Origin of the sequence: Adonisia turfae CCMR0081, assembly GCF_011009555.1 — a bacterium.
In the GTDB taxonomy this organism is placed as follows: domain Bacteria; phylum Cyanobacteriota; class Cyanobacteriia; order Phormidesmidales; family Phormidesmidaceae; genus Leptothoe; species Leptothoe turfae.
Genome location: NZ_QXHD01000004.1, coordinates 2,875,864 through 2,893,359, shown reverse-complemented (window position 1 = coordinate 2,893,359; position 17,496 = coordinate 2,875,864). Strand labels below are relative to the sequence as shown.

At 48.9% G+C, this 17,496-nt stretch carries 22 protein-coding genes; 11 read left to right on the top strand and 11 right to left on the bottom strand.

The window, feature by feature from the left end; translation table 11 throughout:
- Positions 1-218 (top strand): Smr/MutS family protein (locus tag DXZ20_RS16740; RefSeq protein ID WP_163703519.1); only part of this gene is annotated, 218 nt, incomplete at its 5' end.
- Positions 219-261: 43 nt separating this feature from the next.
- Here DXZ20_RS16740 and DXZ20_RS16735 read toward each other — a convergent pair.
- Positions 262-1,065 carry a hypothetical protein gene (locus DXZ20_RS16735; RefSeq protein WP_163699361.1) on the bottom strand — a complete coding sequence of 268 codons (804 nt, stop codon included), beginning with the start codon at positions 1,063-1,065 and terminating at the stop codon, positions 262-264.
- The gene (locus DXZ20_RS16730; RefSeq protein WP_163699360.1) at positions 1,037-1,276 is read right to left on the bottom strand and encodes a hypothetical protein; all 240 of its coding nucleotides are present in this window, start codon (positions 1,274-1,276) and stop codon (positions 1,037-1,039) included. The genes DXZ20_RS16735 and DXZ20_RS16730 overlap by 29 nt, the downstream gene beginning before the upstream one ends.
- 73 nt (positions 1,277-1,349) lie before the next feature.
- Between DXZ20_RS16730 and menA the strand changes: the two genes are divergently transcribed.
- From menA to DXZ20_RS16715, 3 genes are read left to right on the top strand one after another with little or no spacing between them, the layout of a single operon-like run.
- Positions 1,350-2,309: a 2-carboxy-1,4-naphthoquinone phytyltransferase gene (gene menA, locus DXZ20_RS16725; RefSeq protein WP_284681681.1), complete on the top strand. Its 960-nt coding sequence runs from the start codon at positions 1,350-1,352 to the stop codon at positions 2,307-2,309.
- Between the two features lie 40 nt (positions 2,310-2,349).
- Positions 2,350-3,333, top strand: a complete 984-nt coding sequence (locus DXZ20_RS16720) for an o-succinylbenzoate synthase (RefSeq protein WP_163660755.1) — start codon at positions 2,350-2,352, stop codon at positions 3,331-3,333.
- A 41-nt stretch (positions 3,334-3,374) separates the two neighbouring features.
- Positions 3,375-4,778: an AMP-binding protein gene (locus DXZ20_RS16715; protein ID WP_163699358.1), complete on the top strand. Its 1,404-nt coding sequence runs from the start codon at positions 3,375-3,377 to the stop codon at positions 4,776-4,778.
- On the opposite strand, the gene DXZ20_RS16710 is transcribed toward DXZ20_RS16715, so the two are convergent.
- From DXZ20_RS16710 to DXZ20_RS16700, 3 genes are all read right to left on the bottom strand, one after another.
- Positions 4,672-5,127: an acyl-CoA thioesterase gene (locus DXZ20_RS16710; RefSeq protein ID WP_163699356.1), complete on the bottom strand. Its 456-nt coding sequence runs from the start codon at positions 5,125-5,127 to the stop codon at positions 4,672-4,674. The two genes, DXZ20_RS16715 and DXZ20_RS16710, sit on opposite strands and share 107 nt — an antisense overlap.
- A complete protein-coding gene (locus DXZ20_RS16705; RefSeq protein ID WP_250565794.1) occupies positions 5,117-6,760 on the bottom strand; it encodes a M23 family metallopeptidase in 1,644 nt (547 codons plus the stop codon). Before DXZ20_RS16705 ends, DXZ20_RS16710 begins: the two co-directional genes overlap by 11 nt.
- Positions 6,761-6,888: 128 nt before the next feature.
- A complete protein-coding gene (locus DXZ20_RS16700; RefSeq protein WP_163699354.1) occupies positions 6,889-7,800 on the bottom strand; it encodes a biotin--[acetyl-CoA-carboxylase] ligase in 912 nt (303 codons plus the stop codon).
- Positions 7,801-7,840: 40 nt separating this feature from the next.
- Between DXZ20_RS16700 and DXZ20_RS16695 the strand changes: the two genes are divergently transcribed.
- Together DXZ20_RS16695 and DXZ20_RS16690 are read left to right on the top strand one after the other, a co-directional pair.
- The gene (locus DXZ20_RS16695; protein WP_163699353.1) at positions 7,841-8,236 is read left to right on the top strand and encodes a DUF1823 family protein; all 396 of its coding nucleotides are present in this window, start codon (positions 7,841-7,843) and stop codon (positions 8,234-8,236) included.
- Positions 8,237-8,397: 161 nt separating this feature from the next.
- Positions 8,398-8,748: a cupin domain-containing protein gene (locus tag DXZ20_RS16690; RefSeq protein WP_163699350.1), complete on the top strand. Its 351-nt coding sequence runs from the start codon at positions 8,398-8,400 to the stop codon at positions 8,746-8,748.
- Between the two features lie 78 nt (positions 8,749-8,826).
- Here DXZ20_RS16690 and DXZ20_RS16685 read toward each other — a convergent pair whose 3' ends face one another.
- A complete protein-coding gene (locus DXZ20_RS16685) occupies positions 8,827-9,267 on the bottom strand; it encodes a secondary thiamine-phosphate synthase enzyme YjbQ (RefSeq protein WP_163699348.1) in 441 nt (146 codons plus the stop codon).
- A 32-nt stretch (positions 9,268-9,299) separates the two neighbouring features.
- On the opposite strand from DXZ20_RS16685, the gene DXZ20_RS16680 reads away from it, so the two are divergent.
- On the top strand, positions 9,300-9,749 hold the full coding sequence (locus tag DXZ20_RS16680; RefSeq protein ID WP_163699346.1) for a CoA-binding protein: 450 nt from the start codon (positions 9,300-9,302) through the stop codon (positions 9,747-9,749).
- On the opposite strand, the gene DXZ20_RS16675 is transcribed toward DXZ20_RS16680, so the two are convergent.
- Positions 9,697-10,521 carry a hypothetical protein gene (locus tag DXZ20_RS16675; RefSeq protein ID WP_163699345.1) on the bottom strand — a complete coding sequence of 275 codons (825 nt, stop codon included), beginning with the start codon at positions 10,519-10,521 and terminating at the stop codon, positions 9,697-9,699. The two genes, DXZ20_RS16680 and DXZ20_RS16675, sit on opposite strands and share 53 nt — an antisense overlap.
- A gap of 184 nt (positions 10,522-10,705) precedes the next feature.
- Entirely contained in the window at positions 10,706-12,475 is a 1,770-nt protein-coding gene (locus DXZ20_RS16670) for an ABC transporter ATP-binding protein (RefSeq protein ID WP_163699343.1), read from the bottom strand.
- 544 nt (positions 12,476-13,019) lie between these two features.
- On the opposite strand from DXZ20_RS16670, the gene DXZ20_RS16665 reads away from it, so the two are divergent.
- Positions 13,020-13,793 (top strand): P-loop NTPase family protein, encoded by a 774-nt coding sequence (locus tag DXZ20_RS16665; protein WP_163699341.1) that lies wholly within the window; start codon positions 13,020-13,022, stop codon positions 13,791-13,793.
- Here the strand turns inward: DXZ20_RS16665 and mltA are convergent.
- On the bottom strand, positions 13,750-14,901 hold the full coding sequence (gene mltA / locus DXZ20_RS16660; protein WP_163660734.1) for a murein transglycosylase A: 1,152 nt from the start codon (positions 14,899-14,901) through the stop codon (positions 13,750-13,752). The two genes, DXZ20_RS16665 and mltA, sit on opposite strands and share 44 nt — an antisense overlap.
- Before the next feature lie 13 nt (positions 14,902-14,914).
- Complete coding sequence (locus DXZ20_RS16655) at positions 14,915-15,169, bottom strand: hypothetical protein (protein WP_006515131.1); 255 nt, start codon at positions 15,167-15,169, stop codon at positions 14,915-14,917.
- Between the two features lie 184 nt (positions 15,170-15,353).
- On the opposite strand from DXZ20_RS16655, the gene DXZ20_RS16650 reads away from it, so the two are divergent.
- Genes DXZ20_RS16650 through DXZ20_RS16640 form a run of 3 tightly spaced genes read left to right on the top strand, consistent with a single transcriptional unit; the run spans position 15,354 to position 17,174 of the window.
- The gene (locus DXZ20_RS16650; protein WP_163660732.1) at positions 15,354-15,878 is read left to right on the top strand and encodes a hypothetical protein; all 525 of its coding nucleotides are present in this window, start codon (positions 15,354-15,356) and stop codon (positions 15,876-15,878) included.
- 32 nt (positions 15,879-15,910) lie between these two features.
- A complete protein-coding gene (locus DXZ20_RS16645) occupies positions 15,911-16,798 on the top strand; it encodes a hypothetical protein (protein WP_163660730.1) in 888 nt (295 codons plus the stop codon).
- A gap of 10 nt (positions 16,799-16,808) precedes the next feature.
- A complete protein-coding gene (locus DXZ20_RS16640) occupies positions 16,809-17,174 on the top strand; it encodes a DUF2237 family protein (protein ID WP_163660728.1) in 366 nt (121 codons plus the stop codon).
- 51 nt (positions 17,175-17,225) lie between these two features.
- Here DXZ20_RS16640 and DXZ20_RS16635 read toward each other — a convergent pair whose 3' ends face one another.
- Entirely contained in the window at positions 17,226-17,474 is a 249-nt protein-coding gene (locus tag DXZ20_RS16635; protein ID WP_163699339.1) for a MoaD/ThiS family protein, read from the bottom strand.
- Positions 17,475-17,496: the final 22 nt, after the last annotated feature.

The following is a 17,496-nucleotide window of genomic DNA, read 5'->3' as shown; positions in this document are numbered from 1 at the left end:
CCATTGACCTCAGGGGCATGCGTGTGGCTGAAGCCGAAGCCGACCTGGAAAACTTTATTGCCAAATCCACTGGCCCCATCTGGATCATCCATGGCCACGGCACTGGCAAACTAAAACGCGGTGTCCGCGAGTTTCTCAAGCGACATCCCCAGGTGCAGAGCTTTGACAACGCTGAACAGGCAGATGGTGGTACAGGGGTGACCGTAGCCCAGGTTTAAGATCAGTGCTTAGTTTTGCGTCCGTAGTAATACGCCCTTTTTGTTAAAGGCCTAACAGGAAAAAATAGGCAATGGCCGCAAAGAGTACAAAGGACAAAACCAACCGTGTACAAATAATCACCGCCGCTCCCATCGCTAGAGCGCCAAATCCATCTCGCCAGTCAACATTAAACTCTTTAACCACAAGGCTGGTCAGGCCAACCGCAATGATTTCCGCAATGATGCCGTATAGATACCCACCTAAAAACGGAATATAAAAGATAACGGTTTCTATCAGACCTAACACAAATGCTGTTTTATAGATTCCTTCCAAGGTGTAGCAGGTATAGCAGGAACAGAAAAGAACAGCGAGGAAAACCCCCACTACAGAAAAGAGCATGTAAGCCCCCAAGCGAATAAAAACAGCGTAAACACTGGCTGTTTTATTCAACGCGCTCACCCTGGCCTCAGCTTCACTGTAGGGTTCTTCAGGCCAGTTGAGGGCAATGGGTCTAGCTGCAAGTTCGCCAACAATATGTTTGTGGATATAAGCCTCAGAATCTGGTTCATGTTTAGTCCGGTCATAGGTGGATTGGACACACACCACCCGGAAACTTTTTTGGTCTTGCCCATCTGGGTCATTGACTATTTTTTGTATAGAAATGTCACTTAGCAGCACCCCTTCGAAAATTTCATGGGTCTCTTTAGAAATGGGAATGATCTTGTTCTTCTTGCCATCCCCTTGCAACAGATCGGGTGCCGTTACCAGGAGTTCTGCTGTTTGCACACAGTCTTTAATCGCCCACTCTTGCAATAGAGGCGTGACAGGGACAGCTTCGTCAATTGCCGTGGGATGGGGATGGTACAAGGATTTGATATAACTCTCCTTTCTGACGCACCTGGATAGTAACGTTTTGAGTTTTAAGAGATTGATTGATCCAGGTTGCGATCGCAGTTGGGTCACCTTGTTGAGCTTGTGCCAGTAAAACAGCGCGTGAAGTCATATCCTGGTGCCAGTCACCGTCCTCAGGTGTATTCTTCCCAGTTTCCTGATGTTCAGGAAACTCGCTTGCGCTCATGGTCGAAATAAGACTGACATGCCAACCGCTATGCTAACTATGGGTTTTATAGTTGCAAAGAAATTACGTCCAAATGGTCATCCCTACAGTTGGTCAAGCCTCTGATCAAGCGTCTGTCACTCAAGATTCTGACAACCCTGCCGCTCCCAAATCTCTTTGGGTTGCCGCCATTAAGCCCCCGATGTACAGCGTTGCCATCATTCCCATTTTGGTGGGTAGCTTACTGGCGCGTCTAGAAACAGAACAGTTAAACGGGCGCATCCTGGCCATTTTTTTGCTGTCAGCAATACTGCTTTTAGTCTGGGAAAACCTCAGCAATGACGTTTACGACGCCGACACTGGCATTGATAAAAATAAACATCATTCCCTGGTAAACCTGACCCAAAACCAAGCTTTAATCTTTTGGCTTGGCAATCTCAGTTTGGCCCTAGGGATTACTGGCGTAAGCGCCATTGCTCTCATGCAGCAAGATATGACCATTCTGGGGCTGATTTTAATTTGTTGTGCCCTGGGCTATCTCTACCAGGGACCTCCTTTCCGGTTAGGGTATCAAGGATTAGGCGAACCTTTATGTTTTATTAGCTTTGGTCTCGGCGTAGGCGCGGCTTACTATTCCCAAGCCCAGACATTTTCCCTGGCTTGTTGGGGATTAGGGGCTGTTATTGGCATGACGACTACATTAGTGCTATTTTGCTCCCACTTCCATCAAGTCAATGATGATATAGCTGCCGGTAAACGCTCTCCCATTGTCCGCCTGGGCACCCTGGGGGGGGCAACACTTTTACCATGGCTATGTGGCAGCATCTTTGTGATTTTGCTTGGAGGCATGCTTCTGCAAGTGTTTCCCAGCAGCCTGATCTTGACCTTAGTCAGTGCCCCATTTGCCATTCAACTTTGTCGCCATGTGAAGCGCTATCACAATCAGCCCGAGTTGGTACAAAATGCTAAGTTCGTGGCCATACGTTTCCAGTTTTGTTGTGGAATACTCGTATGCCTGGGACTGTTGCTGCCGATCACCCTTAAATTACGCTAGTCAAGCGGCTCCCGATTGAATTGACTCAGTACCTATCACCATGTCCTACCGGTTTGAGTTTCGTCCCTATAATCGTCGGTTTCGACAGCCGGTACGCACCCACCATGGGGAATGGCAAGTACGTCAGGGACTCATTCTTAAACTGACCGATGAAGATGGGCGCAGTGGATTTGGTGAGGTGGCACCGCTCCCCTGGTTTGGCTCTGAAACCTTTGAGCAGGCTTTAGATTTCTGCCAGCAACTGCCGACTCAATTATCGGACCATAGGGTGCCTTCTTTATTGCCCACACTACCTGCCTGTCAGTTTGGTCTGGAGTCAGTCTTTGCTAGCTTAGAGCGCAAACTACGCCCAATCGACTTACCCAATGCTCAATGTGGGGTTCTATTGGCTAGGGGTCAAGCTTCGCTAGCACAGTGGCAAACGCTATGGCGACAGGGCTACCGCGTCTTTAAGTACAAGATTGGTGTGGGCTCAGTGGCTGAAGAAATAGATTGGCTCGATCAGCTGCTGGGTCAGCTGCCATTAGGGGCCAAACTGCGTTTAGACGCTAATGGGGGTCTAAATGAATTGGCAGCACGACAGTGGTTAGATTGGTGCGATCGCAATAACCAACGCATCGAATTTTTAGAACAACCCCTGCCCCCTAAAGACTTTGATACTCTGATGCGACTCAGCTATCGCTATCAAACCCCCATTGCCTTAGATGAATCCATTGCCAGCTTAGAGCAACTTAAGGCTCACTTTCACCAAGGCTGGGATGGCATCTATGTGATCAAAGCAGCCATCATGGGTTCACCCCAACGATTACAGCATTTCTATCACAAGTATCCGATCGATCTGGTGATTTCATCGGTATTTGAAACCGCCGTTGGTCGTCAGGCCTTGATTCGACTAGCCATCGACTTGGCCATGGCTTACCCTGATATTCCCCACCGAGCCTTGGGGTTGGGTACCGAACAGTGGTTTACCAATGATGGTCTCAGCCAGACCAATTGGCAGCAGCTATGGCAAAGATTGGGATAGTCCCGGCAAATAGACAACACTTACCAGACATAGGGACAACAATGAACAATGGAAACCTAGGAGCACCCCGTTATGAGTGCCCTAGCCCCTGGGATATTTGGAATACCCTAAACGAACCCTGGTGCGATCGCATTCGGCAAATTCCAACGGATGCTGTGGTGTTGATCAATGAGGCTGAACCGACACAGTTCTTGGCATATCTTTGGAGCGGGCTGCTGGCTAAAGCTGCTCTAGTGCTGGCAAATCCTAACTGGCAGCAACAGGAATGGCAGCAGGTGGCAGCACAGCTAAAACCCGATGTAATTCTTGGCCAACCTCCTCCTGTATCTTTTAATTTATCGAACCAGCAACCAGAGCCAGGACAGATCCTCATTGCCACCGGAGGAACGTCTGGAAAAATCAAATTTGTTATCCATACCTGGGCAACTCTCAGTACAGCAGCCCAGGGATTTTTAACCCATTTTGACCAAACACCGGTCAATAGTTATTGCGTTTTACCGCTGTACCATGTCAGCGGTCTCATGCAGGCAATACGCGTATGGTTGTCCGGCGGTCAACTCATCATCCAGCCATTCAAAGACTTAGACGCAGATCAGCGATTAGTTCAACCCAATCAGACCTGGTTTATCTCCCTTGTGCCCACCCAACTACAGAGGTTGATAAAGAACGGCAACACCCTGCTCTGGCTTTCCCAGTTCCGAGCCATTTTGCTAGGCGGGGCTCCCGCTTGGCCTACTTTACTTGCACAAACAGCTCAGTTACCCATCGCCCTTACCTATGGCATGAGTGAAACAGCGGCCCAGGTAGCCACCTTATTGCCTACAGACTTTCAACAGGGGGTACGCAGTAACGGCTCACCCCTGCCCCATGTCACCCTAGCCGTCCACGAACTGAAATCATTTCAACCTCAGCCCGTAGGCACCATGGGTCGAATAGCTTTAAGGACAGCCTCTTTGGGCTTGGGTTATTGGCCCGCAATACCGTTGTCGCCACACCAAAGTTGGTTTTATCCAGACGATCTTGGCTATATCGATCAGCAAGGCCACCTACACATCGTCGGACGCCACAGTCAGAAAATTATTACTGGTGGTGAAAATGTCTTTCCTGTAGAGGTGGAAGCCGCCATATTGGCAACGGGGTTAGTACAGGATATATGCGTCGTGGGTTTGCCCGACCCGGTATGGGGCCAGGCAGTGGCAGCATTATGCGTCCCAGCACCCCATAGTCAAACCACTCCACAAAAGCTCAAGGCAGCTCTAAAACCTGTGCTCAGCGCCTACAAACATCCCAAGCATTGGCACTGGGTTGCACAGCTGCCCCGCAATGCCCAAGGCAAAGTTAATCGTTCGGTAGTGATGGAGTGGCTGACTGCATCCATTGCTCCAGTTCGGGGCTCAGGGGATGACGCTGGCGACTCGTGCTGTCAATACAGACATGGCGAGTAAGGGCGGTAGCTACGGTTTTCTCAGCGGCACCCTTGAGGCAGTAGCGAATTTCAAAGGTGGTTTCGTTTAAGCGGTGAGGTGTGAGCGCGATCTCAACCTCATCACCACAGTGCAGCGGTCGCCGAAAGTCCACAGAGGCATGGACCACCGGTACTGCTAAGGCCATTCCCCCGAAAAACTCTCGAGTATTGATGCCCGCATCAGCTAGAGCCGCTTCATAGGCTTCGTGGCAAAGGGTCAAAATATTGGCAAAGTACACCACACCAGCTGCATCCGTTTCATGGAAACGAATAGTGCGGCGATAGGTAAATAAAACATCCCTATTGTTGCCGGGCTCTTTACTGGGCATGGGGTTGAGCTGGGCGGAAGTGGGGCGCATCCTTCACCATCGTTTCGGTTTTGACGCCCTTGGGCAAAGCCGCCTGAACTGCAGCTGCCTGAGCTGAAGGAATAATGTTGAGCGCCTGTAGTGGCCGACCATCCATGCGGTTGTTGAGGTTAGCCAACGCATATCTCAATACATCGTCAGGGTTAATCGCCGACCATCCCTCACGGGTCAACTGACGTAGCTCAAAGTGCAAGTGTGGTCCGGTGGAATCCCCTGTGGAACCGACCAGTCCAATAACTTCTCCCTGCTCTACCCACTCACCTGGCTGCACGAGCATATGAGACATGTGTGCATAGCGGCTTTCTAAGGTGTTGTCATTGTGCCGCAAAATCACCGTCAGACCGTACCCTCCTAAATAATCAGCCACAGAAACCTGACCCGATTGAGTGGCTAGAATGGGCGTGCCTTGAGGAGCTCCGAGGTCTGTTCCACTGTGGAAGCGATAGGTATGGTGGATAGGGTGCCAACGCCAGCCAAACAACGATGTAATGGGAGATGGAGCCGCCAGGGGAAAGATAAAGGATTCACCCGCCTGTAGTTCAACCAGTGGCTTTGCAACCGTGTTGTAAAACTCACGCCCTGCCACAGTGGTAGCACCACCAGAGAAGCGGACGCCCGAGCGGCTAATACTCACCGGGCCGATATTGATGGCAGCTTCGGGAATAGTGGTTCCAGGCCCACTAGCAACCGTTGCAGTATCTTCGCCAGCGCCACAGCCACTGAGAGTTTCAGCATCAACCGTATACTCACATCCCGTCGATCGTTCTGAAACAACGACATCAGGCGCATTTGAATCCAGAGTCTCCCCTTCGCTGTACTCAGTTGGATCAACGAAGACACCCCCAAATTCAGATGCTAAGTCTTCTACCGTAGGTATGGCTCCAGGGACAACGTCACTGGGGGTAACGATTTCCACGGCAGGGATCACATTTTCCCCATCAGATATTGTCTCGCCTGCCGTCACCGTAGCGTCAGCGTCAGTCGCATCCTCTGCTTCTTCTGCCACCGTAGCGTTAGCGTCAGTCGTCTCTTCTGCCGTTGTTACATCTTCTGCCTCTGCCACCGTAGCGTCAGTGTCAGTCGCCTCTTCTGCTCCTGCCACCGTAGCGTCAGCATCAGCAGTTTTTCCGTCTTCTAATTCGACTGCAGGCTCCGATTCAAGCAATTCTGGCTCCAAGGCCAGTTCAGGGACGGGGGCAGTAATCTCAATGTCTACCTGGGATGTAATCGCGTCTATCGCACTAGATGGCACGGGCTGAGGAGCGGGGGAAAATTCAGGAGGAGCCGCCTCTGGAGACACTACAAGCGGCGGCGCTACTAAAGTAGACACTTCCGGTGCATCTGGCGTAGCAGCAATAAAAGGAGTTGCTTCAGCGGTAACAGATGGCGCATCCATCTCACCCGCAGGCATATCAATTTGAGCCAGTACTGGCTGACTACCCATCACAGCCACGGAACCGACTATGCCGATTTTTTTCCACAACTGTCCAGGCTGCTTGTTAGCAACAATTATCTTAGGCGTAACGTTACTGGAGCTAGTATTGGACGCATCAGAATTAGACGATGCCGAAGGAGATGGGCAAAAATCAGCCATAGGAAGATAAATAAATAGTTCGAGTGACGATTTAGATTAGTGATTAAGGAATTTAGTGTAAGAAGAACAAAATAAATGAAGTTATTAGGAAACTGAATCGAAGTCACGCCACCCAATACGGGTGCTTGCTATTCAATATCAGTGTGGGAGTATCCGAGGGACAGCTCACCGGGTTTGATGTAGACCAGTTGATCAACTGTCTGATTAACGTCCCTTGAGACCTGTGACGAAGACTTTAAAGTTAAGTGTCCCGCTTCCGTAACACCAACTACCCTTAACGTCTTTCCTTCCAGAACTACAGGCATATTTAGATTGGTCAGCAGACTTTGATAAGCATCCGTGAAACTTTTGCCATCTGTATGATTCCTATAAAAAACACCTCGCCAGATACCTAGCAGCACAGCCGCAGCCACCTCACTCAAGCTGGCAACAGCCTCTTTACCCTTGACTTTAGTGAGTTTGTGCCAAGTGACACCGGTTACCGGGACTGGATTGTAGACATTAATCCCTACTCCAATCACGGCACGAGCTATAGTTCCCCGTTCCAGCTTGCTTTCACTCAAAATCCCCCCCAGCTTTTGACCAGCCACCACAATGTCGTTGGGCCACTTGATTTGCGCCGGAATGCCTAACCATCTAAATTGGCTGACAATGCCCCATGCACTACAGAGGGTAAGTTGGGCCGCTCGGTCAGCAGGCCAGTCGGGCTCTAACATCACCGATAGATAGACGCCGCCTAATGAAGACTCCCATTGTTTGCCTCGCTGACCTTTACCAGCGGTTTGGGTGTGTGCGATCGCAACCGTTCCTGCCTGAGCACCAGCCATCGCCCATAGGGTTGCATTCGTCGATACCACCTGCCCAAATACATGGACATCAAACCTGGGCCGTACAGCCTTTAAAAATGAGGGCGTTTCAGGCATCGGCAATATTGCCAATGATTGATTAACCGCATCCCGATTAAAATCGTCTAAGATCAGTCGTTCTTCCAAAACGCTGGAACCGCTTGCTAGACCAAACCAGCTAATTTTACCGGTCAACAGATTGCTATCCTAATGCTCTATTGCATTGCTACCTGTCATGACCGAGTTACCCCCTCTAACCGAAACCACCCTCTGGGCCATTCTTAACGAAGAACTTGAGGACGATATCGTTAATCGCTTAGTTTGGCACTATTTGGGCTATCGCTATGACGAGGCTACCAAGGAGTGGGACGCCAGTAACGTCATCGAACCCCTGCAAGAAAAGTTTCCTGAACCGCCCAACTTTATCGAGAGTCGCCCTGCAACGGTGCAACTCACCCGCTCAATTCCTAAATCCAATAAGCAATTACTTAAAACCTATCTAGGCTTCAAAGGCTATAGCATTGATCAGCTAGTCCCCCGCCTAACCCGGCGAGCCACCATGACTAGCTGGCTACTCAGCCATATGCAACTCAAAGGCTTGCTCAAAGACTCACCCAAAAATGAGACTTAAACCATAGCCGGAGAAACTCCCACAATCTGACCACCCCAAATAGTACACACAAACTATTTTGATGTGTTATCACTGATTTGTCACGCTCCAATCTTGGGGTAAAAGCAGCCATCAGCCAAATGCTTTCCCCTTAAACATCCGCTCCCTATTCCCCACCCAATATGGAAATCAAAAACGTCTACGCAGAACTCACTGCCCACTCTGAGGGATCTTTTGTCGACGTTGTACCCTTTAACGGCAACCATGTGGGCGCATGTAGCATCACCGGCATTTCACCGGTCTGGGAAATGCATCCAGACACGGATGAATGGTTCTACATCCTTGAAGGGGAATTTGAAATGACGCTGCTGGATGGAGAAACGCCGCAACACGTTGTTGCCTCAGCTGGTTCAACATTTGTAGTGCCTAAGGGAATCTGGCATAAGCCTGGCGCACCTAATGGGTCAAAGTTTATGTATCTCACCCCTGGTCAAACCCTGCATTCGGACAAGGAAGATCCTCGTATCCCCTAATCCCTCATTAACCTCGTCCGTTTTGTAGAGACGTTCCATGGAACGTCTCTACAAAACGGGGATTTTTCGAAGAGATCCCTAAGAACCACAAACTTGGATTAAGACCTTCCGTCCCTGTCTAGGGCCATCCAAATCCACCAACATCACCGATTGATAGGTCCCTAAAGCCAGTTGACCATTCACAATTGGCACCGTTTCGCTATTGCCCAGGGTCATCGCCATCAGGTGGGAGTGCGCATTAATGGGCTCATCAGAGGGCACATCTCGTAAATGCAGGTCATTGTGTAGGTAGCGATCCTGCGGCGGAGCAAGGTTACGCAAATAGGTTTTGATATCCACCAATAGCCGTTCTTCATGTTCATTGACAGTTAAGGCTGTCGTAGTGTGACAAGAAAAAATAACCACATGGCCCTGACTCACCTTAGCGACGGTCACTTGCTGTTGAATCGCTGAAGTAATGTTTAGGATATCAATAGTGTCAGCCGTGTCAAATAGTAGATAGTGAGAAACAATTTGCATGAGCTCGCGATATCCATTAACAGTCACAAGCCATGAACACCCTGTATAAAGATCCAACTGTCATTAAGCATGTTCTGGCCAAAACGAAGTATATCGCTGTTGTGGGTCACTCTCCTAAACCCCAACGCCCCAGCTATCAAGTGGCTCAATACATGCGCCAGCGAGGCTACGTTGTCTATCCCATTCACCCTGCCGTTAAAGAGATTGACGGCCATCGTTGCTATGCTCACCTAGCCGATGTTCCTGGCCCCATTGACATCGTGAATGTCTTTCGCCGTAGTGAGTTTCTCCCTGACCTTATGGAACAACTCCTGACACTCAAGACAATGTCTGAGGTGAAATGTTTGTGGACCCAGCTAGATATCTATGATGTAGGTGTTGCCCAACAAGCCATTGATCATGGCTGGCAAGTGGTCATGGATGCCTGTCTTAAGATTGAATTTCAAAAGATTCAGCACTCATTTGCGTCCGTTGAACCATAGTGGCAGTAAAGGTTTGCTGACGCGCTTGGAGTTGATGACGCTCATGGGTATGTTCCATCAACCATCGCAGTGATTGAACATACATCGGCTCTTGCCATAACCCCAGGGTTGAATTGGTCTGAGCTTGTTCAATATGGCGCTGTAACTGCATCTGAGCGATCCGTCGTAGCTCTCGATCAGTGTTATACAAACGCACATAAATTTGGTTGAATGTGGCTGTATCTGCTTGGGCAATAGCGGCTTGGAGTAGTTCCGCCTCTAAACTCTTCAGTTGACGCATTTTAGTTTGATAGGCGTCATCTTCGACCAAAAGTCGATCAGCAAAACTTGTGCCATAGGCCTGGATGGATAACAGTTGCTGCAAACCTAATAACTGAGATTCGACGGCATTCGAACGACGATGCAAATCTCGACGGTAGTCTTCCAAATTTGTAATAGGTTTTGGGAAAGAAGGTGGGGCCTCAGCCTGACGGACTTGCTGAGCCTGTGGACTCGCTTGAGAAAACCTTGGCCTGAGCAGAGCAGGTTCTACAGAGGAGGTCCCATTTGTATCGACAGCTGTAGCGGTATTGTCTGTCTCTCCCAACTCGTTGATCGGTGTGTTGGACTGCCCTAAAAACCCTGGCCATTCTCCCAGGGCATTGGCAGTGCCTTGGACCCCAACGGTTAGCGCTAACATACCTGATGCTGTAGGTAACCAATAAAGGGGTCGTTGCTGAGGTTGCATTGGACGACGAGTGACCGCTTTAGATTGAGTCCTATTTCGTTCCATGGATAGTTTGGGGAAAACACTGATGACGCAAGCGTACAGAACGATTAGCGTTAATCCACTATCCAAAGTGGCATAGCCAAGCCCGGAATTTCTAGGTGGCTTATGGAAGTCTATAAATTAAAGATTCAGATGTACATTGGGCCTACACATACTGAAATCAGGTAAATTAGGGCGGTGCTATTCGTTACATCGGTACGCGCTCACCCATTTGAACGCGCCATAGATTGGCATAGATGCCAGAACGAGCTAGGAGTTCCTCATGGGTTCCCCATTCTGCTAACTGTCCTCGATCCATGACATAGATACAGTGGGCATTTCGTACCGTTGATAACCGATGGGCAATGGCAATGGTGGTGCGATCGCACGTGATCTTTTCTAGCGAACGCTGAATGGCCGCCTCAGTTTCGTTATCCACCGCCGATGTGGCCTCATCCAAAATTAAAATCGGTGGGTCTTTTAGCAACGCACGGGCAATGGCCAACCGCTGACGCTGACCGCCTGAGAGTTTCTGGCCGCGCTCACCGACGATGGTGTCATACCCTTGGGGCAACTGCTCAATGAAATCATTGGCTTCAGCTAGTTTGGCCGCTTTCTCAATCTCAGCGGACGTTGCGCTAAAGCTGCCATAGGCAATATTCTCAGCCACCGTTCCATGGAATAAAAACACATCTTGACTGACTAAACCAATGGCTCGACGTAAATCATCTAGATGTAGCTGCCGCAAATCGTGACCATCAAGGATGATCTGCCCATTGCTGATTTCATAAAAGCGCAGCAAAAGTTTGACTAGGGTACTCTTTCCGGAACCCGTCGCACCGACAATCGCCGTTGTTTTACCGGCAGGCACTTTCAGAGTTAGGTGTTCTACCACCGGCAGGCGATCATGATAAGCAAAAGTCACATCCTTAAATGCAATATCGCCACGCACATTACTAACGGGCAACCGATAATCCCCAGGGCGAATAGCCACAGGCGTATCCAGCAAATCCATCACCCGCTCGATGGAGGCCATGGCACGCCGATACTGATCCAGGGTTTCGCCTAAACGAGTCAAAGGCCACAGCAACCGCTGCGTCAGAAATACCAACACACTATAGGTACCCACAGCCAGGTTGCCAGCCACTGCTTCTAAACCTCCATATAGCAGGGTGGCCGTAAATCCGATCAAAATCAGAATACGGATCAGGGGAATAAATGCAGAACTGAGTGCGATCGCTCCACGATTACTCTGACGATAGGCTTCGCTATCTGCTGCTACCCGCTGATTTTCATAGGCCTCAGCTGTGTAGCTTTTAATAGTGGCAATGCCTGTTAGGTTATTGGCCAGACGACCATTCAATAAACCTACACGCTCTCGTACCTCAGCGTAGCGGGGGGCCAGATATTTTTGGAATGCGATCGCACCCCACACAATAAACGGCATGGGCAACATCGCCAGCCACGCTACCTTAGGAGCCATAACAAAAAAGGCTCCACCAATCAGTAGCACAGTGGTCACCACCTGCAGGACTTCGTTTGCCCCGCGATCCAAAAATCGCTCCAGCTGATTGATGTCGTCATTGAGAATAGACATCAAGCCACCCGAGCTGCGCTCCTCAAAAAAGGCCAGTTCCAAGGACTGAAGGTGGGTATAGGCATCTAACCGCAGATCATGCTGAATCGATTGGGCCAAGTTGCGCCACAGCCAGTTATAGGCATATTCAAACGCTGATTCTAAAGCCCAAACAATCACCGTTAGTACTGACAGCCATACAAACTGCCCGCGAATGCTCGCCACACCCCAGTTGGCAATGAGTGAATCCTGCTGTTTAACCACCACATCCACCGCTAGACCAATGAGTACTGGCGGGGCCAAATCAAATAGTTTATTGAGAACTGAGGCTGAACTGGCCAGCCAAATTCGTCGGCGATAGCGACGACCGTAGGTCAACAAACGTTGGAGTGGGTAGGTCATAATCCCTGACATCTAAGGATAGAAGGAAACATCAATATTTCCAGTTCCTCCATTGTGAACTATCACCGCTGCAGCTTAATCACATGGGTTGACCTAAATCGATGGCCCAATCCATCAAAACAACGACAGAAGTCCTAAAACAACGACAGAAGTCCGGATACCTTATTTGAAGGCTTTAAGAAGATCGCCATAGCTTGACCCTGAAATCCAAACTTTTTAGGTATTCTACTTAGACAGGTGCTACACATTAACTACCAGTAGAGGTCTATCTGCATCGAGATTATTGGCAGCTTTCTTGGATAGACCGCTAATAGAGTTCTAGGTTTACGACCTAGCTCACAAGTTTTTTCATAGTCAAACGTTATCCCCATTTAAAATCAGCGTCTCAATTTTGCTTTTGCCAAATTTAGCTTTGGCACAGGCTTGTCAGCTAACGCCAAAGTCAAACTTGGTTGAGACAAAGCTCTCGCCCAGTATTTACTAGGGCGATATTTAACAATTTAAACAATTTCAAAACTTCCACCCCTCAAAACACCCAAGCCCTATGGAAACTCCTTTTGAGATTCGCTATAACAATATCAAGCTACAGGTAGAAAGACTTTACAAAAGCGCCGATCAAACCATTAAACAACACTTTCCAGGCCTAGAGGATATCTCATTCACCCTCAGAGGCGGAGAATGTGTTCACTTACATAGTTACGTACCGTCCGCCAACAGATTATTACTCGATACGCTGAGTGGTCATTTTCGCATTGATGCTGGGGCCATTTGGGTTGATCACCAGAGACAATGGTTAAACCTATCCCAACTATCTCAGCGGCAAACGGGCGAAATTCAAGCCCGCACTATCGGCCATCTAGGGTGCAGCGAAACACTACGGACACAATCCATCGTGATGGATTGTGTCTCCAAGCCATTCCTTAACCTCGGACTTTCCCGCGTTCAAGCCGAAGGACAAAGTCGACATGTTTTAGATTGGGTGGGTTTACCTCGACGGCTGTGGCACCAAGCACCTAAGCACCTGACCTTAGCTGAACTACATCAAGTTAATCTGGCTCGTACCTTTGCCATCGATTACAGCGTGATTGTGATTGATGCGCCCATCAATCATCTAGATCGAGACAATCAAAGGCGTCTGATTCAGCTGATTGAGTATCGCAAGGCTCAGAATACTTGTTTTATTGGCAGTTTCAACGACGATGATTTGCGTCAACAAATTTGCGATCGCAACCTCTCCATTCACGTTCCCACACCTATTTTCAGTGACTCAGCACCTACTCACGCAGCAGCAAGTAATATAGCTGCCCACTCGTATTAATCAATCCAGCCTGTTCTCCAGCATTAGTGCCCGTACCCACAAAAATATCCACACGACCAGGACCACGAATCGCACCACCCGTATCCTGATCCAGCACATAGCGATTCATCGCCATGGACTGCCAGCTATCCGTGGTGGTGGGCACCGGCAGGTTTAAACTAATCAAAGCCAAAGCCCCCGGCGGCATCAGTGTCTTGTCTGTAGCAATAGAACGACCTGCCGTCACAGGTACGTTCAGATTACCCATGGGAGGGGAGCCCCCAGTCGCCTTGAAAAATACAAACCGATCATTCTGGGGCAAGTAGCGATCAAGCGCCTCTGGATATTGCTCAAAATAGTCAAGCAACACCGGCAGAGTTAATTCTGACTCCGCCACAATGCCATCATCAATCAAAGCCCTGCCAATGCTCACGTAGGGGTACTCCGTACGGCCAGCGTAGCCCACTGACATGACTGAGCCATCGGTTAACTGTAGTCGGGCTGACCCCTGCACCTGCACCAAAAACGCTTCCAAACGATCTTGCAGCCAGACTAACTCTAGACCCGCTAAAGGCCCCTTCTCTCCCTGTAAGCCATCCATTCCTTCTAAATCAGAGCGGGTGGGATGGGGCAATGGCCAGGTGTCTAGATCCGCAGGTCGGCCATACAAGGGATAGCGATATTCCGCTGTGGGCACTGCACTGGCCCTGTATGTGGGCTCAAAGTAACCGGTAAAGTCCACCTGACCATTGTCATCACTCCCAATCGACCGATAAAAGTCAAATTCTCGTCGAACAGACTGCTGCAGCTGCTGTGCTGAATGACTAGTGGCTACCAACTCACGGAAACGCACCAAACTACGCTGTACCCGTTCCCGAGTAATACTTAACACTGGATACTCTTCATAGGCTGTCACTGCAGCCTCTGTCTCTAAATAATCCAGGCTATAGTCAACAGCTTGAAGTAATCGGCTACGATCCTGGCCAAACTGAGCGTCGTACCCCAAACATAGCTCCGGTAAAAACTCGACATGGCAGTTAACCAAATTTAACGGCACTGCCGCTGCCGACATCGGGGCACACACCACAGTCGTGACCAGAACCGTACGGAGCCACCGCCCACTTAGCATCACTGTCTGCCACCTAAAACCGCTCGACACTAGAACTAAACTGTGGTTCTACACGAATTGCCACTAGTCTAGAGGGACGAATCACCATATATTCACCAGGATTAATCTCTGGCAATGGCACCTTAATAAAGTCGTCCGAAGAGGACTTGGGCATTAGCTCATTGCTATACCACTTTTGAAAATCTTGAATCGATGAAAACCTTACTTCCTCATGATGGCCGCCATCAAAAAGTAGATGGACAATAAATTCGCTTGGTTTCCTGGGCATAACGGCTCGTCGATTTAAATCATCGCCCTATTATGGACCTCCAGCTGTCAAAAATTGCATCTAAAACGATACGAATACTTACAAAATATTGGTCGACTCTCTGGTGTTCTATAAATGGCGGTAGAGTTTATCTGTATTTTTGGTCCTGGTTCTGTCCCATAAATAGCCATACTCTTTAAACTTCATGTTGCGTAAAGTTTCCGTAGCCATCGGTGCTCTTTTGCTCATCGGGCTGCTTGTTGTGGGTGGCTGTCAGCTCACCCAATCTAAAGCATCCTTACCAAGCGACACTGCTAAATGGGAGCAAATTGAAGAGCAAACACCCGCAGTCGCTGTTGACAAGAAAGCTGTTATTAACGGCGGTGAGTTCAACAAGTTCTTTCCCACAGCTAATGGATTTGAGCGGGTCTACACCCAAGAAAAAGACGGCTTTGCTGAAGCCAAGCTGAAGCAAGATGGCAATACGTTGGCGATGCTATCGGTATCAGATACCGCCTCTAATCCAAGCGCCACCCTTAAATATCAAAATAGCGATCGCACCCTTGCAGGCTATCCTTTAGTCGAAGTTGGCAGTACCGCCAGCAGCCTACTAGTATCTGATCGATTACAAGTAAAAGTCCTCTCTCGAGACACCGATTTCACCCCCTCTGATCGGGAAGCTTGGCTAGAAAAGTTTGATCTTGATGGTCTTGCTAAACTCGTCAACTAATATCGCCTGCGCCATCATACAAGGACATCAACATGAGCAAGTCGATTTATGAGCTAGTCAACGAGTTACCTCAGAAAAATCTCACGGTTTTTGCCCTCCGTTCCCTTGATAAGGTACTACCTGGAGAATGGGAGAACATTGTCGGTTTCGAAAATACTATCCGACAGGTTACTGGGGAGAGTGACACGGCTCTAATTGAACAAATTGGGGCACGGGCTATTCAGCTCTATAACGATAAGTCTGAAGGATACCAAAGAGCCATGTGGCTCTATCAAACCATTGACTCCACAGGGCGGGCTTTAGGCCAAGCGGCTTTGGCCAATAAAATGACAGAAAATGTCCGCTTTCTGTCCATTGTCAATCGCCTCACACCCAAGGCTGACAAAGCTCAGACCATCGATCTGTGCATGAAGCTAGTGACTGAAATCGTTGCTTTCTGCAAAATCAATGGCATCCCTGGCGACAGCGTGGGTGATTTTATTAAAGCACTGGGAGATTATGGCGGTGAGTCGTTGATCCGGATGGCCGCACTGGTATGTTTTGACGGTCTTGTTCCCCTGGGTCCTAACTTTATTAAGCAAACCGAAACTGTTTTAGGAAATCTCACCCCTAAAGACTTGGATAACAATCCAGCGTTCAAAGCCATTAAGGAAGCGGTGCCTGGCGCTAAAACAGCTGACCAGCTCACATTTATTGGCGCTAGCTTTGAGTCAGTCAAAGGTTGGATGGGCAATTTTGTTGAATCTAAAGGCATTACACCCCAAAGCGTAGCAGCTAATCTCAAAACATTTGTGGATATAGCTGACGACAAAATGGACTACTTTGGTGCCTTTCTAGATATTTCCATCAACTATTATGAGCACACGGGTGTTCAGACCCTCACTCGTCGGCTCGTTGAGCGAGCTGTTGCTGAAATTTAGATCTAAGGCTATGGCGATTATAAAAAACGTTCTGGGTGACAATCTACAAATATGTTGCACCAGTCCAATGACAGGATTTTATCGTGACGGTACTTGTAATACAGGACCGAATGATTTAGGCGCTCATGTCGTCTGCGCTGAAGTCACAGAAGAGTTTTTAACTTACACCAAGGCTCAGGGTAATGATCTGAGTACACCCATGCCCATGTACAAATTTCCTGGCCTCAAACCCGGCGATCGCTGGTGCCTGTGTGCTAGCCGCTGGAAAGAAGCCCATGATGCCGGTGTGGCCCCCAAAGTGGTGTTAGCCGCAACCCATGAAGCTGCCTTACAAATAGTTTCCCTTGAAATCCTGCAAAAACACGCTACCGAGTAACTATTAGCTTTGGAATATACAGACGTTGCATGCAACGTCTGTTTCACATTACTACCCCCCACTAACAGGTGGAATTAAAACAACTTCATCACCATTGCTGAGGGGAGTATCGGCTTCAACAAACTTGAGGTTAATGGCAAAACGCGTGAGGCCTTGCCATTTTTTTAGATCCGGGTATTGATTGCAGATGCGATCGCACAATTCCCTAACCGTTATCCCCTCAGGCAACTCCATTGTCATTTCAGGACACCCCAAAACATCCTGATATACCGCAAACAGCTTTAAGGTAATGGAAATCATTCCCGTTGCCCACCCTATCGTT